Source organism: Clostridioides sp. ZZV14-6345, assembly GCF_020657775.1.
Taxonomy (GTDB): Bacteria; Bacillota; Clostridia; order Peptostreptococcales; family Peptostreptococcaceae; genus Clostridioides; species Clostridioides difficile_D.
In genome coordinates this window covers 1-25,785 of the sequence record NZ_JAGWCX010000009.1, presented here as the reverse complement: position 1 = coordinate 25,785, position 25,785 = coordinate 1, and the positions used below count along the sequence as shown (strand labels likewise).

Annotated in this window: 20 protein-coding genes and 1 pseudogene; 2 read left to right on the top strand and 19 right to left on the bottom strand. The window is 29.0% G+C overall.

Features of this window, described 5'->3' with window-relative positions; all coding sequences use genetic code 11:
• Positions 1-8 precede the first annotated feature (8 nt).
• Genes mtaB through prmA form a run of 3 tightly spaced genes read right to left on the bottom strand, consistent with a single transcriptional unit; the run spans position 9 to position 3,033 of the window.
• Positions 9-1,307 (bottom strand): tRNA (N(6)-L-threonylcarbamoyladenosine(37)-C(2))-methylthiotransferase MtaB, encoded by a 1,299-nt coding sequence (mtaB, locus tag KGF39_RS03645; RefSeq protein ID WP_227821233.1) that lies wholly within the window; start codon positions 1,305-1,307, stop codon positions 9-11.
• 1 nt (position 1,308) lies between these two features.
• The gene (locus tag KGF39_RS03640) at positions 1,309-2,067 is read right to left on the bottom strand and encodes a 16S rRNA (uracil(1498)-N(3))-methyltransferase (RefSeq protein WP_227821232.1); all 759 of its coding nucleotides are present in this window, start codon (positions 2,065-2,067) and stop codon (positions 1,309-1,311) included.
• Positions 2,068-2,085: 18 nt separating this feature from the next.
• Positions 2,086-3,033, bottom strand: coding sequence for a 50S ribosomal protein L11 methyltransferase (prmA, locus tag KGF39_RS03635; RefSeq protein WP_107596015.1), 948 nt, complete (start codon positions 3,031-3,033; stop codon positions 2,086-2,088).
• Positions 3,034-3,396: 363 nt separating this feature from the next.
• Here prmA and KGF39_RS03630 point away from each other — a divergent pair, with 363 nt between their 5' ends.
• Both KGF39_RS03630 and KGF39_RS03625 read left to right on the top strand, forming a co-directional pair.
• Positions 3,397-4,506: a sn-glycerol-3-phosphate ABC transporter ATP-binding protein UgpC gene (locus KGF39_RS03630; protein WP_227821231.1), complete on the top strand. Its 1,110-nt coding sequence runs from the start codon at positions 3,397-3,399 to the stop codon at positions 4,504-4,506.
• Positions 4,507-4,535: 29 nt separating this feature from the next.
• Entirely contained in the window at positions 4,536-5,303 is a 768-nt protein-coding gene (locus KGF39_RS03625; RefSeq protein ID WP_227821230.1) for a helix-turn-helix domain-containing protein, read from the top strand.
• A gap of 187 nt (positions 5,304-5,490) precedes the next feature.
• Here the strand turns inward: KGF39_RS03625 and KGF39_RS03620 are convergent, their stop codons facing one another.
• The 16 genes and pseudogenes from KGF39_RS03620 to KGF39_RS03545 all read right to left on the bottom strand — a co-directional run.
• Entirely contained in the window at positions 5,491-6,864 is a 1,374-nt protein-coding gene (locus tag KGF39_RS03620) for an MFS transporter (RefSeq protein WP_227821229.1), read from the bottom strand.
• Between the two features lie 32 nt (positions 6,865-6,896).
• Positions 6,897-7,832, bottom strand: a complete 936-nt coding sequence (locus KGF39_RS03615) for an ROK family protein (RefSeq protein ID WP_227821228.1) — start codon at positions 7,830-7,832, stop codon at positions 6,897-6,899.
• A gap of 829 nt (positions 7,833-8,661) precedes the next feature.
• On the bottom strand, positions 8,662-9,816 hold the full coding sequence (dnaJ, locus tag KGF39_RS03610; protein ID WP_227821227.1) for a molecular chaperone DnaJ: 1,155 nt from the start codon (positions 9,814-9,816) through the stop codon (positions 8,662-8,664).
• Between the two features lie 210 nt (positions 9,817-10,026).
• Positions 10,027-11,874: a molecular chaperone DnaK gene (dnaK, locus tag KGF39_RS03605; RefSeq protein ID WP_107595608.1), complete on the bottom strand. Its 1,848-nt coding sequence runs from the start codon at positions 11,872-11,874 to the stop codon at positions 10,027-10,029.
• Positions 11,875-11,965: 91 nt separating this feature from the next.
• Positions 11,966-12,586: a nucleotide exchange factor GrpE gene (gene grpE / locus KGF39_RS03600; RefSeq protein WP_227821226.1), complete on the bottom strand. Its 621-nt coding sequence runs from the start codon at positions 12,584-12,586 to the stop codon at positions 11,966-11,968.
• Positions 12,587-12,615: 29 nt separating this feature from the next.
• Positions 12,616-13,635, bottom strand: a complete 1,020-nt coding sequence (hrcA, locus tag KGF39_RS03595) for a heat-inducible transcriptional repressor HrcA (RefSeq protein WP_227821225.1) — start codon at positions 13,633-13,635, stop codon at positions 12,616-12,618.
• A 102-nt stretch (positions 13,636-13,737) separates the two neighbouring features.
• Positions 13,738-14,913, bottom strand: a complete 1,176-nt coding sequence (hemW, locus tag KGF39_RS03590) for a radical SAM family heme chaperone HemW (RefSeq protein WP_227821224.1) — start codon at positions 14,911-14,913, stop codon at positions 13,738-13,740.
• A 173-nt stretch (positions 14,914-15,086) separates the two neighbouring features.
• Positions 15,087-16,400 (bottom strand): amino acid permease, encoded by a 1,314-nt coding sequence (locus KGF39_RS03585; protein ID WP_227821223.1) that lies wholly within the window; start codon positions 16,398-16,400, stop codon positions 15,087-15,089.
• Between the two features lie 238 nt (positions 16,401-16,638).
• On the bottom strand, positions 16,639-17,976 hold the full coding sequence (locus KGF39_RS03580; protein ID WP_227821222.1) for a CCA tRNA nucleotidyltransferase: 1,338 nt from the start codon (positions 17,974-17,976) through the stop codon (positions 16,639-16,641).
• A 150-nt stretch (positions 17,977-18,126) separates the two neighbouring features.
• Positions 18,127-19,932 (bottom strand): translation elongation factor 4, encoded by a 1,806-nt coding sequence (lepA, locus tag KGF39_RS03575; protein ID WP_227821221.1) that lies wholly within the window; start codon positions 19,930-19,932, stop codon positions 18,127-18,129.
• Between the two features lie 281 nt (positions 19,933-20,213).
• Positions 20,214-20,465, bottom strand: coding sequence for a hypothetical protein (locus KGF39_RS03570; protein WP_227821220.1), 252 nt, complete (start codon positions 20,463-20,465; stop codon positions 20,214-20,216).
• Positions 20,466-20,494: 29 nt separating this feature from the next.
• Positions 20,495-21,514: a stage II sporulation protein P gene (spoIIP, locus tag KGF39_RS03565; RefSeq protein WP_227821219.1), complete on the bottom strand. Its 1,020-nt coding sequence runs from the start codon at positions 21,512-21,514 to the stop codon at positions 20,495-20,497.
• A 17-nt stretch (positions 21,515-21,531) separates the two neighbouring features.
• Positions 21,532-22,485, bottom strand: coding sequence for a GPR endopeptidase (gene gpr, locus KGF39_RS03560; RefSeq protein ID WP_227821218.1), 954 nt, complete (start codon positions 22,483-22,485; stop codon positions 21,532-21,534).
• A 373-nt stretch (positions 22,486-22,858) separates the two neighbouring features.
• Complete coding sequence (locus KGF39_RS03555) at positions 22,859-23,722, bottom strand: transglutaminase domain-containing protein (protein ID WP_227821217.1); 864 nt, start codon at positions 23,720-23,722, stop codon at positions 22,859-22,861.
• A 68-nt stretch (positions 23,723-23,790) separates the two neighbouring features.
• A pseudogene (locus KGF39_RS03550) lies at positions 23,791-24,531 on the bottom strand (alpha/beta fold hydrolase); the annotation flags it as partial.
• A gap of 189 nt (positions 24,532-24,720) precedes the next feature.
• Positions 24,721-25,785 (bottom strand): transposase (locus KGF39_RS03545; RefSeq protein WP_227821215.1); only part of this gene is annotated, 1,065 nt, incomplete at its 5' end.

Genomic DNA, 25,785 nt, shown 5'->3' with positions numbered 1-25,785 from the left:
TCTACATGTTATAGCAAAATTCCTTCTACATATTCATCTTTTACATCATTTATTTTTACTTTTAATATCTGACCTTGTATATTTTTGTCACTTTCAACAACAACTCTTATATAATTTGAAGTTAAGCCTTCGTATTTATTGCCTTCTAGATTTTGTTCAAATAAAACATCTAACTCGCGACCAATAAATTTAGTTGCAAATTTATTAAAATTTACTTTACTTAAATTTAAAAGTTGTTCACTTCTAAAATGCTTCATTTGAGGGTCAACTTGATTTTCCATAATTGCAGCTGGAGTTCCTTTTCTTGGTGAATATTTAAAAATATGCATTTGTGAAAGCTCTATTTCTTTCAAAAACTCATATGTTTTTTTAAATTCTTCATTTGTCTCTCCTGGGAACCCTACTATTACATCTGTAGTTATTGCAACATCTGGCATTTTACTTCTCAATCTGTCTACAATAGTTTTGTACTCTAAAGTTGTATATCGTCTATTCATTCTTTTTAAAGTTTCATTACATCCACTTTGAAGCGATAGATGGTAATGAGGACAAACTTTATCCATCTTTAAAACTTCATTCACAAATTCATCTGTAAATAAAATTGGTTCAACAGAGCTAAGTCTAATTCTTTCTATTTCTTCTATTTCATTTATTTGTTTTATTACATCAAGAAGTTTAATATCTTTATCCTTTAAATCTTTTCCATAAGAGGCAACATGTATTCCTGTTAATACGACCTCTTTATAGCCATTATTAGCCAATTTTTTTACCTCATAGACTATACTATCAATATCTCTACTTCTAACACGACCTCGTGCATAAGGAATGATACAGTAGGTACAAAATCTATCACATCCATCTTGTATTTTCATAAATGCTCTAGTCTTTCCATTAGTCTGGCTAATTTCTATTTCTTCAAAAGCTTTAACTTTCATTATATCATCAACCGTACTAACTTTTTTGTTTGCATCTATCTTTTTAATTTCTTCAACAATCGTTCTTCTGTCATTTGTACCCATGACTAGATTTACTTCTTCTATATCCAAAATTTCTTCTGGTGATACTTGAGAATAGCATCCCACTACGGCTATTATTGCATCTGGATTTTTTTTCTTAACTCGTCTTATGTATTGACGAGATTTTCTATCACTCATATGAGTAACTGTACATGTATTTATAACATAAACGTCAGCATATTCTTCACTATTAACTTGTTCATAACCATCTTTTTCAAATAGTTCTAGCATAGCTTCCGTTTCATATTGATTGACTTTACACCCAAGTGTATAAAAAGCTACTTTTTTCAATTTATTTTTCTCCTCCTAAATCACTTAGCTCATACAAAGCTATTGTTGATGCTACAACAGAAGCTGTCTCAGTTCTCAATATTCTAGGCCCTAATGATACAACACTACAATTATTATTTTGCACTTGTTCTATCTCTTCTTCAGAAAATCCACCTTCTGGACCTATAAAAATTCCAACGCTGTCTACATTAAAATCACATTTTTTAAGTGCATGTTTTATTGAAACTGTTCTTTCATTTTCATAAGGGCAAATACTTGTATTATTTTTTTTCATATCTTCTAAAGCTTCTTTAAAACTTAAAACACCTCTTAATTTTGGTATCTTGCCTCTTTTACTTTGCTTTGCTGCTTCATAAATTATTCTTTCCCAACGTTCAAATTTTTTATCTTCTTTTTTGTCATCAACTTTAGCAACACTTCTCTTAGTTTGAACTAATATTATCTCTTCTACACCCACTTCAGTTAATTTTTGAAGTATCATCTCCATTTTTGGAGCTTTTGGAAGTCCTTGATATAGTCTTATTTTAAGTTCTGATTCTCTATTTATATCAACCTTTTCTAAAATATTTAAATTAACTACACTTTTATCTATATTCATTATCTCACAAATATACTCATTATTACTCTTGTCACATATCTCAAGTTTCTCACCTGGCTTGTATCTTAAAACTTTTGAAATGTGTTTTACATCTTCACCTTCTATAGTGCAAGTTCTATCTTGTAGATTTATATTATTTTTTTCAACAAAAAATCTATCCATTATACGTCACCATATCCCTTATTTTTTAAGCTTAGAAACTATTGCTGACCATTCACCTAATTTTTGAACTTCAACTATTTCAAATCCATTTTCAATTAAGCTTTCTTTAACTTCTTCTACTTTATCCAAAATTATACCTGAAGATATGAATATAGCATCTTCTTTCATAAAGTTTTGTACATCTTTTGCAAGTATCTTTATTATATCTGCTATTATATTGGCAACTATTACATCAGCTTTATCTTTTATTACATCTGTTAAATTACCATGCATTACAGATACATTTTCTTCAACTTTATTTTCAAGGACATTTTCTTTTGCAACTTTTACTGCCACTTCATCTAAATCTACAGCTACAACTTCTTTTGCTCCTAATTTGGCTGCTGCTATTGCAAGAATTCCACTACCACAACCAATATCAAATACTTTAGAATCTTTATTCACATACTTTTCTAATTCTCTAATGCACATACTAGTAGTCTCATGTGTTCCTGTACCAAACGCCATTCCAGGGTCAAGCTCTATGATTAAATCCCCATCTTGAATAGCATAATCTTCCCATGTAGGTTTTACTACTACCCTTTGTCCCACTTTTGTTGGTTTGTAGTATGCTTTCCATGCATTTGCCCAATCAGCTTCATTTACTTGGTCTAATGATACACTTCCTTCACCTATATCTATACCAAAATCTTTTAATCCTAAAACTTTTTGCTTTATTATTTCGACAAATTCCATCACATTTTTTTCTTCAGAAACGTAAGTTTTTATAAGGACATCATCTTCTTCATTCTTTTTAAATACTTCTTCTTCAACATAATCCCAATCTAGTTCATTTTTCTTTTGAAATAAAAAGTCTTTTGGGTCTTCTATTACAGCCCCTCCAGCTCCTTGTTCATATAGTATATTTGTTATAGGCTCAACTGCTTCTGTTGTTGTTTTTATAGTTACTTCTATCCAATTATTCATAAGTTTACCTCTCTTCTTTATAGTAATATTCCTATTTTTCCATAACTTTTATTATATCATAAATATAATGTTTTTTTGTTTTATAAATTTTTATTAATAATATCTTACATAAAATAAATTTTCCAATTTTTACTAGATTAAGCTCATAACTATTCATTAAAATATATAAATTCTTAACTTCCACTAAAATAATGACAGATATCACTTTTTAATATATTTTACATATTACATAATAATATATATTATACATTAGAATAATAATAACTACATTATTAAACAAAAAAGTTTAGTCATTTTACACATTTAATATAATAAAAAAATTTGATACTATATAATTAAAATTTAAATATCAAGGAGAATATTATGTCAGAAGTAATTTTAAAAAATATATCAAAACTTTACTCAAATGGATTTAACGCAGTAAAAAACATAAACATAGACATTAAAGATAAAGAATTTATCGTCTTAGTAGGACCATCTGGTTGTGGTAAATCGACTACACTTAGAATGATTGCTGGTCTTGAAGAAATATCTTCTGGAGAACTATACATTGGAGATAAACTTGCCAATGATATAGAACCAAAAGATAGAGATATAGCTATGGTTTTTCAAAACTATGCTTTATATCCTCATTTATCTGTTTATGAAAACATGGCATTTGCACTTAAACTTAAAAAATTACCAAAAGATGAAATAGACAAAAAAGTTAAAGAAGCTGCTAAAATATTAGATTTATTATCTCTTTTAAATAAAAAACCTAAAACACTATCTGGAGGACAAAGACAAAGGGTTGCTTTAGGACGTGCAATAGTTAGAAATCCTAAGGTATTCTTAATGGATGAGCCTCTATCAAACTTAGATGCAAAACTTAGAACTGCCATGAGAACAGAGATAACTAAGCTACATCAACAGCTTGGAACTACATTTATCTATGTAACACATGACCAAGTCGAAGCTATGACTATGGCTGATAGAATTGTAGTAATGAAAGACGGAGTGGTTCAACAGATTGCAACTCCACAAGATGTATACGACTATCCAGCTAATATATTTGTTGCAGGGTTTATTGGAGCACCACAGATGAACTTTATTAATGTAACATTAATAGAAGAAAACAACGAAATTTATGTACAAAATGAACATATTAAGCTTAAATTGAATAAGGAGAAACACTATGATTTAATAAAAGATAATTATATTAATAATGAAGTTGTTGTAGGTATTAGACCAGAAGATATTCATGTAGAAGATGCTTTTGTTAAATCTAATCCAGATACTTGTTTTAAATCAAAGATTGAAATAAAAGAGCTTATGGGAGCAGAAACTTATGCTCACTTAAAACTAGGTGAAAATACGATAACAATTAGATTTGATAGTAAAAACAGAATTAATGTTGGTGATGACTTAACACTTTCAGTTGACAATAGTAGAATACACATATTTGACAAAGAAACTACTTTAGCTATAAGATAAGAATATAATCTTATTTTTAAGGAGACTTTATGGAAGAGTTAAAAGATTTTTTAGAAAGACAACTTAATAAAAAAATAAATATCTATCCATATAAAAATCAAAGTTTAAATGCTAATAGCCATTTAGTTACTTTCAATAATATTATTTATGTTATTGATTTTCTAGATAAAAATAATCTTGATAATCTAAAAGGTAACTTTTATTTAATTTATCAATCTCACATAGACTTTGAATATCTAAAAAATATTTTTTATAATTTATATGAAGATATAAGTATAATACAACACAATGGTTTTTTTATAGTAAATTCTAAATATAACCTAGATATTAATGTAACTACACAAAATATAATTGAAGCTGAAACTTATCAAAGTACTTATATTTTTTATCTTGGTGAATTAGATAATAAATCTGATTTTGATTTTAGATTACAGTTATGTTCTGATTTACTACCTCATGTTGTAAAAGACAATGCTGAAAATAAGTTTTTAAATTTATTTGACCTTATTAGATATAAAACTTTAGATTTAATTAATGAGGATAGTATACTTAATAAGTTAATAGACTTTAATAAAATTAAATCTATTGATGAAGAACTTCTATATACAGGAATAAAGTTTATAAATAATGACTTAAACATTTCTAAAACATCTACTAGTATGTTTTTACATAGAAACACACTAGTATATAGATTGGAAAAGATTAATGAGATACTTGGATTTGATTTAAAGAACTTTGAAAATGCAATGATTTTTTATCTGAGTGTCAAATCTTATTTTCTATATAAAAAAATTTAACTATTAAATTAAGCAGAAATTTGAAAGACTAATTCAAATTTCTGCTTAATTTTAATTCAAAATATTGTATACTTGTCAAATATTCCGTACTTCAAAGCTTCAAATTTATAAATATCCAATCATTTATATTTTACAAATAATACTTTCAAATCTATTAACTATCAGACCTATTAAACCCATAAATCCACTATTTTACATTTCTTAATTCTTTCTTTAATATAAAATTCAATAAAAAACTTATTGCACCTAAGATCACCATTACATATCCTAATATCTGAAATTGTTCTGACGTTATGCTTGCCTCAAATACCATTCCAAGTAAAACAGTTGCTAAAATAGAACCTAAATAACGACTAGTTTGAAACAGACCAGAAGCTGTTCCTATACTATCAGGAGGACTTTCTTTAAACATTGAGGATTGTAATGCTACATTACCAACTCCATAACTAATGCCTGCTAATGATAAAATAATGCCCTTTCCTATTACTGGTATATAAACAAAAATTACTGAAAGAAGTACTGCACTAATAAGCATAAAAATTGATGACATCATAAGGGGCAATCTAGTTCCAGATTTGTCTATCCATTTCCCAGTTAATGGAGATATAAATATACCTATACCAGACATAAATAGCATAAATAACCCAGTTGATTTTGCACTATAGTGTAATGCATCTTGAAAATAACTAGGAAGACCAAAAAACAAAATATAATTAAAGAAATTTAATATAATAAACTGTAAGTAAACTTTTGACAATTTAGGATTACTTATAAAAAGCTTAATATCTATAAATGGTAATTTTATTCTCAACTCATGCCAAATAAAAAGACTCATCAATATTACACCTAGTACAAGTTGTTCTAAATTAAAAGACTCCTTCATAGATAGCAAAAATAACAATATAAAAATCATTGCAATTGAAAATAGAAGTATACCAATGACATCTAATCTTGACAAAACATTTTTTAAAGTCTCTTTTATAGATTTCTTATCTTTTGATTCCTTTGGGAATAAAAAATACCCTAAGCATATAGAAACCAAAACAATAGGTATATTTACAAGAAATATAGCATGCCATCCTCCTAAATCCAACAATAATCCTCCAAGTGTTGGACCTAATCCTGCTGTAGTTGAAGCAAAAATGGTTAGAACCGCTAATGCAGAAGACTGTCTTTCTTTTATATTATTTTGTATAAGAGCAACTCCAGATGGATATAATGTACTTGTTCCAATTGCCTGAATTACTCTTATAAAAATCAATATAAAGAACGATTGAACAAATGGTACTATAGATGCTGATAAAATTACAAGTATTAAACCACTCAAAAATAAGACTTTTCTACCTATTAAATCTCCTATCTTACCTGAAACTGGTTGTGCAATAGCACTAGCTAAATAAAATGCTGAAACAATCCAAGATACAGTTGTAAAACTAATATGAAAATCATTTTGGATACTATGTAAAGCAAGTGAAATCATAGAAGAATTAAGAGGATTTAGCATAGTTCCTGAACCTATAGCTATCAAAAAAAGCGTTCTTCTAGCATTTGTTTTACCCATATATCACGCCTCCAATAAGCAGTTCATTTACCTTATAAAAAAGCTGCTCCTATAATACCTGCGTCTGAACCCAAAGTTGCACATGTAATTTTAGCTATCTCTTCTTTTTTATACAATACGAATTTTCTTACTAAATCTTCTATTCCATCAAGTATTATATCACTAGATTTAGAAATTCCTCCACCTATAGATATAATTTCTGGGTCTAAAGAATTTATCGTGTTTGCAAAAGTTTTAGCTAAATACTCTTTAAATCTATTTATTACTTTAATTGCCACTAAATCATTTTCTCTATATGCATCAAACACCATCTTTGCATTTATATTTTCTAAATCACCTTCTGCTAAATCTAAAATCCTACTCTTTTTCCCTTCTTGTATAAGCTTTTGAGAATACTTTATAATTGCAGTTGCTGAGCAAAAAGTTTCTACACAACCATTATTTCCACAATTACAATTAAAATAGTTTTCTCCTATAATCTGATGACCTATTTCTGAACCCAATCCATGTGCTCCAGAAAATACTTTTTGATTAATTATTATTCCTCCACCTACACCAGTTCCTAAAGTATATAAAACACCAACATTAGCGCCCTTCATACTTCCAAACTTTGCTTCTCCAAGTGCTGCTACTGTTGCATCATTTTCTCCATGAATTTCAACATCTGGAAATATTCTTTTTAGTTCCTTATCAAAAGCTTTTCTATTCCACTTTAAATTTACACAAGTTACTAACCCCTCTTTGTTTATAAATCCCGGAACACCAAATCCAATAGATTTTATGTCACTCATAGTAAGTTTGTTATCTTCAAGCAACTTATAAATCATTATTTTTATGTCATTAAGTATTCCTTCAAAACCTTTTTCAATTACTGTTTTACATTCTGACCTAAAAAGTATCTTCCCATAATTATCAACTACTCCTGCTTGTATACCTGTTCCACCTATGTCTACACCTATATAATACATCACATTTCACCTTTCTCTTTTGAATAATTTAATTTTTACCTATATTTTATTATATATATAGTATATTAAAATGTGACACTATGCAAATTTTTCATAAAAGTTTATATACAAAGCAAAAACATCTTCTCACAGTATATTCTTACTATGAGAAGATGTTTATTTTATTAATTATTTTAATTTGGCAAGTGTTCAAAACAAACTTATACTTTAGTAATTTATACTAAAAATTATATACATTATATGCATATTTCTTTACATCTACCTAACCAGACACATATTTCTTTACATACACATCCAGAACAACAACTAATACTACATACATATTTCTTTACACATGTACATACTAAAAGTAATTTAAATTAGGTTATCCTAACTAAACTCTAATCAAATATACCCTTTGTAAAAATTTTAATTCATACAAAAGATTTAAAAATTAGATGCCTTGTCTATATAATATTACTATTTTACTACTAAAAATTTGAGTCTAGGTAATTACAATAATTATCCCAGCTCATGAGTTTTTCCAGTACTTAATCTAGCACTAAAAGCATCTAATTTTATTTTGTATATTACAATAAAGTTTTCTTCGTCATTTGGCAGTGCCACATCCGTTCCCACTGGAATCACCCCTTTCTTTTATTTGATTATATTATAGCATATTATATATTTTAGGATAAGTATTTTTCAGAAAATTATTTATATTCAGTTTTATTTTATGCACATTTATTTTTTATACAAAAATAGCCAATATAAAAATCATAATATCTCCTTTGACAATCTTATAAATAACTAAGATTTCAAAAATATGATTATATATTGGCTACTTTAACTACTTTTTCTTAAACATATCTTCTATCTTTTGTCCGAAGGTTTTCTTCTTTTCGTGGACGTTCGACCCACACTCTTTCGCAAATTCTCTCAATAGTTCTTTTTGCTTATCGTTTAATTTTTTAGGAATTTCAACTACAACCTTAACATATTGGTCTCCTCTTGAGTTTCCTCTGATTCTAGGAATTCCTTTTTCTTTAAGTCTAAATACAGTTCCAGTTTGTGTTCCTTCTGGCACACTATATTTAACTTTTCCATCCAAAGTAGGTACTTCTATTTCATCACCTAAAGTTGCTTGAACAAATGTAATTGGCATTTCAAAGTAAATATCATTTCCATCTCTAGTAAACAGTGGATGTGACTTAACATTAACTACAATATATAAATCTCCTCTTGGAGCACCTTTTTCACCCACTTCACCTTGAGCAGAAAGTTTTATCATTTGACCATCATCTATACCAGCAGGTATATCCACTTCTATAGTCTTAACTTTTCTTGTATTTCCAGTTCCATGACATTTACTACATGGAGATTCAATCACTTCTCCAGTTCCATTACAATCACTACATGGTCTTGAACTTGCTATATTACCAAATGGAGTTCTTTGAACAGTTCTAACTTGACCAGTTCCATTACAAGTTGAACAAGTTTTCTTTGATGTCCCTGGTTTTGCCCCAGTTCCATTACATTCTTCACACTCTTCGCTTCTATTTACTTTTATAGACATCTTTTTACCAAATGCAGCTTCTTCAAAAGATATAGTAACACTTTGTCTTATATCTGCACCACGTTGAGGGCCTCTTCTTCTTGCTCTTCCACCTCCGAAGCTTCCTCCAAACATGTCACCAAATATATCTCCGAACATATCTTCAAAACCACCAAAGCCTTGACCGCCAAATCCTCCTTGACCACCAAAACCTCCTTGACCATTCAGCCCATCATGTCCAAACTGGTCATAAGTTTTTCTCTTAGTATCATCAGATAGAACTTCATAAGCTTCATTTATCTCTTTAAACTTTTCTTCTGCTTCTTCATCTCCAGGATTTCTATCTGGATGGTACTTCATTGCTAATTTTCTGTAAGCTTTTTTTATCTCTTGAGCTTCTGCACCTTTACTGATACCTAAGACTTCATAATAATCCCTTTTTGTACTCAAAAATTGACACCACCTTCATTTTACAAAACGATAGCTTGTAGAATAATAAACTACAAGCTATCATTAATTCTTATATTCTACTTTAAGTTATATAATCTATGATATATTATATTCTTTATGATGTGTATTGTCCATATATCTTTAACATATATATGATTTTCACAAATCATATATGCTCCAATTATCATTTAGTGTTACATATTATATAGCTTATTTATCTTCATCTACTTCTTTAAAGTCAGCATCTACTACATTGTCATCTTTAGGACCATTGTCTTGAGCTTGTTCTGCACCTTGTGTTGCTTGTTGCTCTTGAGCTGCTTTTTGGTACATTTCTTGAGATACTTTTTGGAACTTAGTCATTACTTCATCTGTAGCTTTCTTAAGTTCTTCTGCTGTAGCATCTTGATTATCTTTTACAGTTTTTAAGTCTGCTATAGCTTTTTCTATATCCTCTTTATCACTTGAACTTATTTTATCTCCAAGTTCATTTAAAGTTTTTTCAGTTTGATATATAGTAGATTCAGCTTGATTGAATGCTTCTATTTTTTCTTTCTTTTGTTTATCAGCTTCTGCATTCATTTCTGCTTCTTTTATCTTTTGCTCTATTTCTGCTTCTGATAGATTAGTGTTTGATGTTATAGTTATTTTTTGTTCTTTTCCTGTACCTAAATCTTTAGCTGAAACATTAACTATACCATTTGCGTCTATATCAAACGTAACTTCTATTTGAGGTATTCCTCTTTGTGCTGGTGGTATATCTGTTAATTGGAATCTTCCTAAAGTTGTATTGTCATAAGCCATACTTCTTTCACCTTGAAGAACGTGTATATCAACAGCTGTTTGATTATCTGCAGCAGTTGAGAATACTTGAGATTTCTTAGTTGGTATTGTAGTATTTCTTTCTATTATCTTAGTCATTACATTACCCATAGTTTCTATACCAAGAGATAATGGAGTAACATCTAGTAATAATAAGTCTTTAACATCTCCTGCTAAAACTCCAGCTTGTATAGAAGCACCTGCTGCAACACACTCATCTGGGTTTATACCTTTGTGAGGTTCTTTTCCTATAAATTTCTTAACAGCTTCTTGTACTGCTGGTATTCTTGTAGAACCACCTACTAATAATACATCATCTATATCACCTGTAGAAAGTCCTGCATCTTGTAAAGCTGTCTTAGTTGGCTCCATAGTTTTTTCAACTAAACCTCTAGTTAATTCTTCAAATTTAGCTCTTGATAAATCTATATTTAAGTGTTTTGGTCCTTCTGCTGTAGCAGTTATGAAAGGTAAGTTTATATTTGAACTCATTGTTGATGATAATTCTTTCTTAGCCTTTTCTGCTGCTTCTTTTAATCTTTGAAGAGCCATTTTATCATTTCTTAAATCTACACCTTCAGCTTTTTTAAATTCCTCTGCTAAATAATCTATTACTATTTGGTCAAAGTCATCTCCACCTAATCTATTGTTACCTGCTGTAGCTAAAACTTCAAAAGTTCCATCTCCTATTTCAAGTATAGATACGTCAAAAGTTCCTCCACCTAAGTCAAATACTAATATTTTCTTTTCTTGGTCTAATTTATCCATACCATAAGCAAGAGCAGCTGCTGTTGGCTCATTTATTATTCTCTTAACATCAAGTCCTGCTATTCTACCAGCATCTTTAGTAGCTTGTCTTTGAGCATCTGTAAAATAAGCTGGAACTGTTATAACTGCTTCTGTTACTGTTTGTCCTAAGTAACTTTCTGCATCTGATTTTAATTTTTGTAATATTATTGCTGATATTTCTTGTGGAGTATATGATTTCCCATCTATATTTACTTTATAATCAGTTCCCATATGAGTTTTTATAGAAGTTATTGTTTTGTCTGCATTTGTAACTGCTTGTCTTTTTGCAGGTTCTCCAACTATTCTTTCACCATCTTTTGTAAATGCTACTACTGATGGAGTAGTTCTCATACCTTCACTATTTGCTATTATTTGTGCTTCTCCACCTTCTAATACTGCAACACATGAATTTGTTGTTCCTAAATCTATTCCTATTATTTTTCCCATGACTAAAATCCTCCTCGAGTAATTATATAATTAAGTTTTACTTATTTTAATATTTTATATTAAGTTAAATAATTTAACCTTTAATTTATACTTAGCAAGAAACTTTAACCATTGAAGGTCTTACAACTTTAGTTCCTAGCTTATATCCTTTTTGAAGCACCATTACTATTTGATTTGCTTCAACTCCATCTACACTTTCTTGCATAACTGCTAGATGTAAATTAGGGTCAAATTCCTTAGATTCTGCTTCTATTTCTTCTACTCCAAATTTTACTAGAGTGTCTATTAATTGTTTATGTACAAGGCTTATACCCTTATACATAGTATCTTCCTTATTTTCACATGCATCTAAGGCTCTTTCCATACTATCTATAACTGGTATCAACTCAGTTATTATCTTTTCATTTGCAAATACACCTATTGTTTCTTTCTCTTGTTGAGTTCTTCTTCTGTAGTTTGCATATTCGGCTTGAAGTCTTTGATATTTATCATTTAATTCATCTAACTCATCCTGCAATTTCTTTTCTGCTAACTTAGAATTTATATCTGTTACATTTTCATCATCAACTTCTTTTTCATCAGTTTTTTCACCTGACGTTTCACATTCTTCATTAACAACTTCCTCTTCTAACTCTACTTGAGTTTCAGATTCTTGGTTAATAGAAGTATCATTTTCTTCTCTTACTTCCTGTTGTTCATTTTTTTTATCCAAGACTTTACACCTCGCAATTTAAAATTTCTTTACTTTCTATTAATTAATAAACTCATATAATTTATTATAGAGTAAATTCTAGCATAATCCATTCTTGTAGGGCCTATAAAGCTTATTCGCCCAACCAAGTCTCTATCTATATTATAAGTTGCTGTAACTATACTACAATCCTGTGCCAGTTCACAATCATTATCACTACCAATTATTATATTTAGATTGTCTTTTTGTATTCCCTTTGATTTAATTATATCTGCTATCGTTTCCTTTTTTTCCAACATATTTAAAAATGACTTTGCTTTTAATACATCATTAAATTCTGGATAACTAAATATATTAGTAGCCCCATTTAATGATAGAGAAAAATCTTCTTCTTTCATATTTGAGTTCAAAGCATTTAAAAGCTCATCTATAAGCCCAGAATACTCACTTATTTCGTATTTAATAAAAGCAATTAGATTATCATCCAAATCTGTTATACTTTTACCTAAGAGCTTCCTTGTAAGATTATCAGAAATCAAATTTAACTTAGATTGATCTAAATATACATTAGTTGTAAGGTTAGCTTTTTTTAAGTCCCCTTTATCTGTTACAACTATAAGTAAAATATTATTGTCATTCATGGCAACCAACTGTATGTGCTTTATAACACTTTGATTTATTAAACTCTTAGTGACTGCTACAGTTGTATAGTTTGTTAGTTGAGATAATAGCTTAGAAGTTTCATGAATCAATTCTTTTATATGATTTATATTGTGATTCATACATTGTTCAATAAGAATCTTATCATTATCATCCAATTCACTTTTACTCATAAGAGAGTTTACATATAGCTTATAGCCTTTTTCAGATGGAACTCTACCCGCAGAAGTATGAGGCTGAATTAAGTATCCTAATTCTTCAAGGTCAGCCATTTCATTTCTTATGGTAGCAGCACTAACACCTAAATCATGTCTTTTAGATATTGTTCTAGAACCTATAGCTTCAGCTGTTTCTATATAATCTTTAACTATAGCTTTGAGGATATTTAATTTTCTTTCATTTAATTCCATATTATTATACCTCCCAGCTGTTAGCACTCACCAAGTTCGAGTGCTAAAAAGATTATATATATTATATACCATTATAAATTTATTTTGTCAACACCTTAAAAATTATTCCATAAATTCTATAAATATACTATTAGATATTTCTCTTCCTTTTTGAGTTAATTGTATACCTTCAAAGCTCTGATTTACAAGCTTTCTAGTTGATAGCATTTCTATTTGCTTACTATACTTTTCTCTAAAATCTATTCCAAATTTTTTTTTGAAATCTTCAAATTTTATACCTTTATTCATTCGAAGCCCCATAAATATCTTTTCTTCTATCATATCTTTTTCAGAAAGAATTTCACTTTCTTGTATTGGTTTTTTTCTTTTTGATAACATTAAATGATAATCCTCTAAAGATTCTAAATTATTATATCTGTTCTTATTGATATAGCCAGAAGCTCCTGCTCCAAACCCTATATAATGTTCACATTCCCAATATAAAATATTATGCTCACAATTATAGCCTTCTTTTGAGTAGTTTGATATTTCATATTGATTATATCCTTTTGACTTTAGATAGTTTATCGTATACTCATACATTTCTATATCTACATTTTCATCTATAAGTTCAAATTTATTACTCTCATACATATTGTATAGTTCAGTACCTTCTTCTAATATAAGAGAATAAGCCGATATATGTGTTGGATTTAAGTCTACAACTTTTTGAAGAGTTTCCTTCCAATCACACAAAGTTTGATTTGGAAGACTGTACATTAAATCTATATTAATGTTTTTAAAACCTACACTTAACGCATCTTTATAGTTTTTCTCAAATTCTTCATAAGTATGTATTCTTCCTATAAAATTTAAATGCTTTTCTTGAACAGCTTGTAATCCTATACTAAGCCTATTTACACCAATATCTTTCATAGTTCTTAATTTTTCTAATGTCAATGTACCAGGATTACACTCTATAGTTATTTCTGCATTCTCATCTATGTTAAACATTTCTTTTATACTTGTAAATACTTCTCTTATTTCATTAGATGTTAATATACTAGGTGTACCTCCACCTACAAATATACTAGTTATTTTGTCATTTTTATTTAGACTATAACATTCTTTATTTTTATATTCATTATCTTTATATAATTTATTACTGTATAATTCCATTTCTATTTTTAAATCTTCTATATATCTTTTTTTTGAATCTATATCCATTTTATAAGAATTAAAGTCACAATACTTACATTTTTTCACACAAAATGGAATATGTATATAAAGTCCTAGCATTTTTTATTCCTCATTTCTTAAATTGTCTTAAATCATCAATTACTAAATTATAAATCAAACAAGATAGCATATCAAGTAACATATATAACACTCATATTATGTAATATTATAAAAAATTTGGATAAAAGTTAATTTTTACTTTTATCCAAATTCATCTAACTTAAATTAGGTAGTTATCTTTTTTTCATATAATAATAAACTGGTAAACCTAATAGTGTTATAAATATTCCACCTAAAGATATTATTGTTGAAGTCAATATTTGATTTATTATTACGAACAGTCCACCTAATATAGCTATAATTGGTATTACTGGGTATAAAGGAACTTTATACGGTCTGTATAAATCTGGTTTTTCTCTTCTAAGTCTCATAACTCCTATAAAAGTCAATACATAAAATACCCATATTGAAAATATAGTTAAATCTGTTAAAAGATTAAATTGTCCAGATAATGCATATACACAGGCTAATACAGTTATTAGTAATATTGAATTTACAGGAGAACCTCCAGAGTTTACTTTTAAAAGAGTCTTAGACGCTGGCAAAGTTCCCATTTCAGCTAATGTATATGGTATTCTTGAACCTGTCAATAAATATCCATTTAATGTACCAAATACTGATATTAATATACCCACAGTTATTACTTTTCCACCTAAATTTCCAAATAATCTTGTTGCAACCAATGTAGCTGGTGAAGTAACTGTTGCTAGTTCACTTGCTGGTACGACCCAAAGATATGCTATATTTATTATAATATAAACTGCCATAACTAACGATAAACCACCAACTATTGCTCTTGGCAAGTCTTTCTCTGGAGATTTCATTTCTCCTGATATAGCTCCAACATTTATCCAACCATCATATGCAAACAAAGTAGCTATTAGTACTTGTCCAAGTGCATTTGATACATTAACACCCTCTCCTACAAATGGATTTAATACTTCACTACTTTGACCTTTAATAAACCCAAAGATTATTATTAAAATTAAAGGTATCATCTTTCCAATAGTAGCTACTGTCTGAACTTTTCCACCTAATGATGAACCAATTATGTTGAGTAATGCCAGAAATAGTATAACACCAATTGCTATAGGAAGTACATTAGCCAAATTACTTGGACTCATACCTAAAAGTTCAGATGCTTGTTGAGCAAATATTACTCCTAACGCTGCTGATGTGCCTGGAAAAAATAATACAGTTTGCATCCATCCAGTTAAAAAACCTAACTTTTCTCCATATATTTCTTCGATATAAATCATCATACCACCAGTTTTTGGTATAGCAGCTGAGATTTCTGTGGCCGTAAGCCCAGCAGTTATTGTTATAAAACCACCTAAAAACCATGCTATAATACCTAGACCTGGAGCTCCATTAGTTGTAGTGTATATTGCTTGTGGCTTAAAAAAAACTCCCGAACCTATAACCATACCTACAACAGTAGAAAGAGCTGCTGAAAGACCAATAGTCTTTTGTAGTTGAGTACGCATCCTGTTCCTCCTCACTGTTTTACAGTATATAAAATATTAATTTTATAAATTTATGGTTTTAGTATTCCCAAAGTTTTTTTTTATATTAATCTACTAATTCTAGATTAATTTTCTATACATTTAAAAATTACATAATCCTAGTTTCTAAAATATTCTCTAAAAATTATTTACATTATCTAAATGGGCATTGTATTTTCTAATCTTCAAATTAATCAGAATAAAATTTTTATATTTGAGTCTAAAATGTATATATATTTAATGCTTTTTCTTTCAGTATTTCTTTTTCATTTAGCTCTGGATTATTTATAACAATTTCAAGTATCTTATTCAAGATATGTCCCATGTCTTTACCTGGTTTTACACCTATAGATATTAAATCTTTTCCGTTAATAGCTAAATCTTTAATATTAAAACACTCTTTTTGATTTATTATATGTTTAAATTCTTTTTCACACTCAATAAGATTCAATATCTTTTGTTTCGCATATTTTGGATTTTTAGCAAGTGTATCAGCCCAATTAACTTTTATTAAATCTTCAAATAGTTCGATATCTTCAAGTTTATTTAATAACTTTTTAATTATCTTCCTTTTAGGTTCTATTCTATAATCATGATATTGTATCAATATCAAAACTTTATTAATAGTATAATTATCATATTTAAGTCTCTTCAAAATCTTCTTTGCAATCTTTACAGACTCTCTACTGTGAGTATAAAAGTGGTCAATCCCATTTTTGTCAGTTGTTTTAGTTACTTTTTTGCCTAAATCATGAAATAACATTGCAAGTTTTAAATATAATTCGTTTTCAATTACTTCTGTAGCTATTAAAGTATGTTTTTGTACATCATAAATATGATATGGATTATTTTGGGTAACACCTTCTAATTCACAGATTTCAGGCACTATAAATTTCAACAAACCTGTTGAATTTAATAAATTTAATTTAGATGAATCAGACACTAGCATTTTATTAAATTCAGTCTGGATTCTTTCCATAGAAACATTTTTTATCAAAGTTGCCTTTTTGTGGATACTTTGCTTAGTACCTTCAGCTATTTTAAAATTGAGTTGTGCAGAAAATCTAACTGCTCTAAGCATTCTAAGTGCATCTTCTTCAAATCTATCTACTGGATTTCCAACACAGCGTATATATTTATTTTGTATATCCTCATAACCATTAAATGGGTCGACCAATCCTGTCTTTGAATTGTATGCAATTGAATTAATAGTAAAATCTCTTCTTGATAAGTCCTTAACTATGTTATTTGTAAATTCTATTGAATCTGGATGTCTACCATCACTGTAGTTGCCATCTATTCTATAAGTTGTTACTTCAAATGGTTCATGTTCAATCATAACAGTTACAGTTCCATGTTGTATACCAGTTGGAATTGTCTTTTCAAATAACTCTACTACCATTTCAGGTCTAGCACTAGTTGTTATATCCCAATCGTTTGGAATTCTATCTAATAAACAATCTCTGACACATCCTCCAACTATATAGGCTTCATAACCATTCTTTTCTAATTCTTTAATTATATAGTCTACTTTTTTAGGAATTTCTATATTAATCATAAATATCACCTTTTTATTCTTCTTTAATATATTCTTACTTATATTTTCTATGAGTTTACTTAAAATATACCACAAAAAAGCTAGATTAATTTAGAAACAATTCTAAAATCACTCTAGCTTTTAAATATCTTTATCTAAATTTATAAGAATTTATTCATCTAATTTAAGTACAGACATAAATGCTTTTTGTGGAACTTCAACAGAACCAATTTGTCTCATACGCTTCTTACCTTCTTTTTGTTTTTCAAGAAGTTTCTTCTTACGAGATATGTCTCCACCATAACATTTAGCAAGTACATCTTTTCTTAGGGCACTTATTGTTTCTCTTGCAATGACCTTATTTCCAACAGCAGCTTGTATAGGTATAGCAAATTGATGTCTTGGAATTTCCCCTTTTAGTTTTTCACACATTGCCTTTCCTCTAGGGAAAGCACGAGTTTCATGAACAATAAAGCTAAGTGCATCAACTTGCTCTTTATTAATTAATATATCAAGTTTTACAAGCGTAGATGCTACATAACCTTTAACCTCATAATCAAGAGAACCATAACCTCTAGTTCTTGATTTCAAGGCATCAAAGAAATCGTAAACAACTTCATTAAGAGAAAGGTCATAGTGAAGCATTACTCTTCTCTCATCTATATATTCCATATTTAACATGTTTCCACGTCTTTCCTGGCAAAGTTCCATAACAACACCTACATAGTCTTTAGGAACTATTATATCTCCTTTTACTATAGGCTCTTCTATCATCTTTATTTCAGATGGTTCTGGTAAGTTTGCAGGATTTTGTATCATTACAACCTCTCCATCCATTTTTGTAACTCTATATATAACAGATGGTGCTGTAGTAATTATATCAAGATTAAATTCTCTCTCAAGTCTTTCTTGCATTATCTCCATATGTAAAAGACCTAAGAAACCACATCTAAAACCAAATCCTAGTGCTGCTGAAGTCTCAGCTTCATATTCAAGTGCAGCATCATTTACTTGAAGCTTTTCAAGAGCATCTCTAACATTTTCATACTTTTCTCCTTCTCCTGGATATATACCACAATATACCATTGGAGTAGCTTTTTTGTATCCTGGTAAAGGTTCTTCTGTAGGATTATTTGAATCTGTTATTGTATCACCAACACGACAACTTCTTATATCTTTTATGCTAGCTGCAATATAACCAACATCACCTGCTGATAATTCACTAAGTTCAGTTTGACCTGGAGCCATGACACCAACTTCAGTTACTTCAAATTTTTTATTGGTATTCATCATTTTTATTGTCATACCCTTTTTAACAGTTCCTTCAAATACTCTAACATAGGCTACAACACCTTTATAAGCATCATAGTAAGAATCGAATATTAATGCCTTTAATGGAGCTTCATTATCTCCTTTAGGTGGAGGAACATTTTTTACAATATCTTCTAAGACATCTTCTATATTTAAACCAGTCTTAGCTGAAATAAGAGGTGCTTCACTTGAGTCAAGCCCAATTAAATCTTCTATTTCATGTTTTACTTCCTCTGGTCTTGCACTTGGTAAATCTATTTTATTTATTATTGGTAATATTTCTAAATCTTGGTCTATGGCAAGATAGACATTAGCTAAAGTTTGTGCCTCAACACCTTGAGCTGCGTCAACTACCAATAATGCTCCCTCACATGCAGCTAAACTTCTTGATACCTCATAATTAAAGTCTACATGTCCAGGTGTATCTATAAGATTTAAATAATATTCATTTCCATCCTTCGCTTTATACATTAATCTTATGTTTTGAAGCTTTATAGTGATTCCTCTTTCCCTTTCAAGGTCCATATTGTCAAGTAATTGACTTTTCATGTCTCTTTCACTAACAAGCCCAGTTTGTTGTATTAATCTATCAGCTAAGGTAGACTTTCCATGGTCTATATGTGCAATTATACTAAAATTTCTAGTTCTACTTTGTTTATTGTCCACCTTAAAATTCCCTCCTCTTAATTATTCTTATAGTTATTATTTTACATTATCTAAAAACTCTTTATATATCAAATTTAAAATTTTTGAATATAAACTAATTGGCACTAAACAAAATTATCCACATTATATGTGGATTATCAAGTCTAACACTAAATATTATATAATATCATAAACTTAAAGTAAATCCTATAAAATACAGTTATTGCATTTTTATTTTATATATTAAAAATATATAACTAAAATAAGGCTTATTTTAATCAATAAACCTTATTCACTTATTACTACTTATTAAATTTTTTGATTATTTCATGTATATCAAAGTTCGTTATATTAAGGTCAAACTTTGTCATATCAAAGTTAATACTTGGAAAATCATATTGTTTCATTCCTAACATACTTTTTGCATTACTGTCTACTATAAATACACAAACTGATGTACCTATAATCATAATAACCAAAAATAAAACTCTCATGATATATTTGTATTTTCTTAGTTTACTTTTACTTTCTATAGTTTTTTCTAATCGGCTCATTTAACATGCTCCTAATTATACCCTAAGCTCTAATTTTTTTGTTTAAAATATTCATCCAATATCTCAGCTAGATACTTTGTAGTAGCCTTAGATTCTTCTAAACTTGTTGCGTTATTTCCTATTTCAACTAACATATGATTCTTAACTGCAAACTGATTGAATCTAGCATAGTCTTTTTCTACTATTGGAGAGACTAAGCCAGGATATTTCTTTTCAGCAAAAGCAGTTATATCCTCTGCTAAAGCTCTAATTTGTGCTCTATTTGTATTTTTACCTCCTACAACAAAGAAAAACTTTGATACTCTTTCTCCATTTATCATAGTTGTATATTTTAAATGGTCTTTTTCCTTAGTGGCTGGATTAGTTAAATCCCTAGCATCTCTATGTAAGTCTATTGCTATGTCCACTGAGTTATATTTAGGTAATATACTTTTTATTGTTTTTAAGCTACTTGCATAAGAGTTATTATAAGATGGATAGTCATGATATTTAGTTGTATGAACTACACCCCATCCCTTGCTATCTAAAGCACTAGTTAATGTACTTCCTACTTCCATTACTGAGTTTTTCTTATCTCTTGAATGGTAGTTTCCAGCAGGTGAATTTGAATAAGTTTCACATCCATGAGTATGATATATCAAAATTCTTGGATTTTCTTTAGTTACCCTTAAATCATCCTTATAATCTGAGCTAGATGTAGTGTTAGTTTCAGTTGTGTCTGAATTTTTTGACTCAATATCTGGAACATTTTCTTTACCAACATAAAGTTTTATATATTCTTTTTCACTCTCTTTTTTATTATCAACTTTACTTGCATCTTTAGATTTATTGTTTTCTTCTTTACTTTCTTCCTTATTTTCTTTGCTTGTTTCTTTATTTTTATTATTCTTTTTATCTTCTGTATCATTTCCTTCAACTTTAGCTTCCGGATAAGATGAATTCACTAAAAATTTTAAAAAATCATCTTGATTCAAAGCCAATGACTTTCCTGGTAAAATGCATGCTAATATAAAAGTCAAGGTTACTACTTTAATGCATTTTTTAAACATAATTGTTCCTCCTTATTTTATACCAATCTACCTGGATGTAAAGACCTATTTAGACCTTCGCTTATTATTATAGATAGATTTTCGATTGTATCATCTATATCCTTTGGTGTTACTATTAAATTCTTGTCATATGGATCTAATGAATCTTTTATTAGATGATATTTTTCTTCTTCTTTAAGTTTTTTCAACATTTCATAAAAACTTTCTGTTTCTTCTGATTGAGCTATTAAATTGTCTATTGCCATATCTAAAACATCTATTGTAAGAGTTGCTGCATCAACCACTGTTGGTACTCCTATTGCAATAACATCTACTCCTAAAGTTTCTTTAGTTAGAGATTTTCTTGTATTGCCAACACCTCCACCAGGTGATATTCCTGCTGTTGATATCTGTATAGTAGAGTTTACTCTTTCCATTTTTCTCGAAGCCAATGCGTCTATTGCTACTACTCTATCTGGTTTTACTTTTTCAACTAATGACTTTACAATTTCGCTAGTTTCTATTCCAGTAACTCCCATAACTCCTGGGCTTAAAGCTGATACCTCAGTAAAATCATCATCATAATCTTTATTATAGTTTTTAAAAAGATGTCTAGTCACAAGTGTTTTGGATACACTTTTTGGTCCTAATGCATCAGAAGTAATATTTCTATTTCCAAGACCGATTACTAGTGTTTTTTTATTTTCGTCTTGTCCAAATATATCTACCAATTCATCTTTTAAATAACTTATCATTTCTTCTCTTGATTCATCATCATCAAACTTCATAAGATTGCTTTCCAGAGTTATATATTTCCCTATATCTTTATTCATTATTTCTGCACCTTGTTCGTCTATTACTTCCACTTTAGTTACAATACAATTTTCTAATTCTTTAATTTCTATTTCTACCCCAGGAATACTACTTCCTTCTTGAGACTTTTCACACATTTCACTAGCTTCTAAAGCTAAGTCTGTTCTTACATTAATCATATAAACCTCCAGTATAAATTAAATGCTAATTATAATTGTTAACAAAATTTAGTATTTTATAACAAAAAACTATAAATTTATTTAAAACAAGTAAAATTAAGGCTTTCAATGTAAGAAAATTGAGTTTGGTCAGTAATTTGTCAGTAAACTTTCTTATCTATCATTTATTTACAAGCATAAAAAAGTAGCAACTATTTATATAGGCGCTACCTTTTAATCTATCCATCACTTTCATATTAAGTTTTTGTTCATTAGATATTTCCTCTAAAATAATTAAATGATAAACATATTCTTGAAAGTGTTTATTCAACTTTTTGAAGAGTTTAAAAATATTTAATCATAAAAAAGGCTCCCTAAGGAGCCTTTTCTTGTTTTATTGGTTAAAACCTAGTACAGATAATGCCTTAGCATCATAATACTTAGGCATAGTTTTTGTTGCATTTTCTAGTCTAGAAGAATTAAACTCTGCTGAAGTTCTATATAATGCAACTTCAGAACCATCAAATTCATACCACTTACCATCAATTTGCACATAGTTCCAAGCATGGTTTAAGGCTCCATCTTCCTGATATATCGAATTCATTCCCATTAGCCTTGTCAACACATGAAAGCTACTAGCAAAACTTCCACATGAACCACGTTTTTCAACAAGATTTCCATATACATTTGTATCATGTGCTATACCACTCACATATTTTGACTCTATTACTAGTTTTGCAGCTCTATTCGCTTTTTCCATATCAGATGCATTTCTCCAATCGAAACTATTTAGGAAATTTCTAATTACTGCAAGTTCATTTTTAGTCTGCTCATAAGTAAGCAACTCTTTGCCTGCTATACTTTTTATAGGGTCAAGATTTTTAAATATTACACTCTTGTATGGTTCACCTGCAAATGCAGCAGCGTATGCACCTAATCCTGCATATCCTTTATTTATATAATAATATTTACCATCTGCTCTAAGTTCATTTCCATTTTCATTTCCACCATAATTAATGTCCCATCCAAATTTTCCTGTTGTATTAAGACCAAGCTGCTCTAACATTCCTTTTAAAGGATACTTAGGGTCATAATTTGGTTTCTTATTATCACCTTTAGTTTGTGTTACTGTTCTAGTATCTGCCTGCTTTACATGATATTTTAAATCAGATACTTCATTCCCTTGCGCCATCACTGGTATACTTGTAGTTGATACTATAATTCCAGAAATAGCTAAAATTAATATACTTTTTTTCATATCATACCTCCTTTATTTACTGCATTTCTAAAAAGAAGCAACAATTACCTTATAAGCATCTCACTCCTTTATTCCTGCTGAAAAAATGGTTCAGCAATTGCCAGCCATTCATCTGGAAGATAAAGAGATAAATATCCATGATTGTAACCCTTAGCTTCATAAATCTCACAAGAGGATACATAAGACTGAAACATTTTTGCAGATTTTTTAACACATTTCATTTCTTTTTCTCCATACCAGTACATTACTTGTGCTGTGGTTTTTTTCACATTATCTTTAAGTGTATAGTTCATCATGTAAGTACGATACATATTATATAATGTTTCTTTTCTTACATGTGGCATATCCGTCATATAATATGCTTTTATTTCATCTGGATACTGCATGTTTTCAGGTAACAATTTTGGCATCATAGCAATTTGAAAGCGACAAGCCTTCTTACTAAATAAAAGCCCTCCAAAAAATCGGATACCAGCAATACAAAACCTTGCCATAGTAGGTCTTGGGTAGCAGATACTACCATCGATAATTGCTTTTTTAGCAATATCAGGCTTTCGAGATAAAAGTTCCATGACGATTTGACCACCTAGTGATACTCCACATAGAGCAAAAAGATGCCCACTACAATTTTCATCTATATATGATATCAACTTATTCGCTGTATCCTCTGTAGAAATGTATGTTGTCTCATATTCTTCTCCATGACCATCCAATGTAGGAAGTATCACATAATAGTTGTTAGACAAAACTTCTGCTTGTCGTAAATAGTTCCACCATGCATTCCCTCCTCCATGAATCAACATAATATGTGGTTTGTTTTTATTTCAAAATTCATGAAACTTCATATATAACCTGCTACTCAAAATATGGTCAAATATATCCATATCGAGATTTTTCCTTTTTCATTGAACCTCGCCTTGCATAAGCTACTACGATTTGGTATAGTTCTCCAAAGGCTTAAATTCCGAAGTTAGCCCTCCGTACATATATAAGTGCTTTTAAGCTATCTTATATTTTTTAGCATTTTTAAGATTAATACTTGCATTTAAATCTCTATCAATAGATAATCCACATTCACATTTGTACACTCTATCTTTAAGTTTTAAACCTTTATTAACCTCTCCACATTGGCTACAAGTCTTTGATGATGGATACCATCTATCAACTACTCTAAGTTCTATATTATTTTGTTTGCATTTAGTAGTTAGTTTAGTTCTAAATTCAAAGAACTTTTGACTTGATACAGCCTTTGATAAATGCTTATTCTTCATCATTCCAGTAACATTTAAATCTTCAATGGTTATATAGCTTGGTTTTTGCTCTATTACCTGGGATACTGTTTTATTAATATAATCAGTACTTATATTAGCTAATCTTTGATGAATTTTTTGTACTTTGACTATCTGTTTTTGGATATTTTGACGAGTAGCTACTCCTTCTTTTATATTTTTATTTCTTACTTTTAAACTCTCATATTTTCTTGAAAGTTTTCTTTGTTCTCTTTTTAATTTCTTTTCAACTTTTTTGACAGTTGAAGTTTTGTTTATATTTTTAAATTTACTTCCATTTGAACATATTGCAAAATCTTTAATTCCTAAGTCAATACCTATTCCTTCATTAGTACATTTAGATACTTGAATATCATCTTCCTCAACTAATATAGATACATAGTATCTATTAGATTTTTGACTTACTGTACCACTTTTAACTATTGAATTTGTTGGTATATATCCAAATTCTTTTAGTCTTACCCAACCAAGAGTAGGTATTTTGACCCTATGCCTTTCAATAGTCCAATCAGTTCTGTTATTCTTTGGAAAATACGCTTTAACATCTTGATTTTTCTTTTTCTTGAACTTAGGAAAACCTTTAGTTTTTTTAAAGAAATCTTTGAAGGCTTTATCTCCATTCATAATAGCTTGTTTTGTAGCTTTAGAAGATACATCTTTAATCCATTTCATATCTTGATTATTAGGAATATATTCATTATTTAACCATTTAGAAAAATCCATACCGCTTATAAATTCACCTTTACTCTCATAAACTTCTTTATTGTGAGCAAT

Excerpts from the sequence above, each read along its gene's own strand:
- KGF39_RS03640 (WP_227821232.1), bottom strand. The coding sequence starts at position 2,067 with ATGGATAGATTTTTTGTTGAAAAAAATAATATAAATCTACAAGATAGA.
- KGF39_RS03585 (WP_227821223.1), bottom strand. The coding sequence starts at position 16,400 with ATGCGTACTCAACTACAAAAGACTATTGGTCTTTCAGCAGCTCTTTCT.
- spoIIP (WP_227821219.1), bottom strand. The coding sequence starts at position 21,514 with ATGTTTAAAAAATGCATTAAAGTAGTAACCTTGACTTTTATATTAGCA.
- KGF39_RS03570 (WP_227821220.1), bottom strand. The coding sequence starts at position 20,465 with ATGAGCCGATTAGAAAAAACTATAGAAAGTAAAAGTAAACTAAGAAAA.
- hrcA (WP_227821225.1), bottom strand. The coding sequence starts at position 13,635 with ATGGAATTAAATGAAAGAAAATTAAATATCCTCAAAGCTATAGTTAAA.
- KGF39_RS03555 (WP_227821217.1), bottom strand. The coding sequence starts at position 23,722 with ATGAAAAAAAGTATATTAATTTTAGCTATTTCTGGAATTATAGTATCA.
- hemW (WP_227821224.1), bottom strand. The coding sequence starts at position 14,913 with ATGCTAGGACTTTATATACATATTCCATTTTGTGTGAAAAAATGTAAG.
- gpr (WP_227821218.1), bottom strand. The coding sequence starts at position 22,485 with ATGATTAATGTAAGAACAGACTTAGCTTTAGAAGCTAGTGAAATGTGT.
- prmA (WP_107596015.1), bottom strand. The coding sequence starts at position 3,033 with ATGAATAATTGGATAGAAGTAACTATAAAAACAACAACAGAAGCAGTT.
- KGF39_RS03580 (WP_227821222.1), bottom strand. The coding sequence starts at position 17,976 with ATGATTAATATAGAAATTCCTAAAAAAGTAGACTATATAATTAAAGAA.
- dnaK (WP_107595608.1), bottom strand. The coding sequence starts at position 11,874 with ATGGGAAAAATAATAGGAATAGATTTAGGAACAACAAATTCATGTGTT.
- KGF39_RS03620 (WP_227821229.1), bottom strand. The coding sequence starts at position 6,864 with ATGGGTAAAACAAATGCTAGAAGAACGCTTTTTTTGATAGCTATAGGT.
- KGF39_RS03615 (WP_227821228.1), bottom strand. The coding sequence starts at position 7,832 with ATGTATTATATAGGTGTAGACATAGGTGGAACAGGTATACAAGCAGGA.
- KGF39_RS03630 (WP_227821231.1), top strand. The coding sequence starts at position 3,397 with ATGTCAGAAGTAATTTTAAAAAATATATCAAAACTTTACTCAAATGGA.
- KGF39_RS03625 (WP_227821230.1), top strand. The coding sequence starts at position 4,536 with ATGGAAGAGTTAAAAGATTTTTTAGAAAGACAACTTAATAAAAAAATA.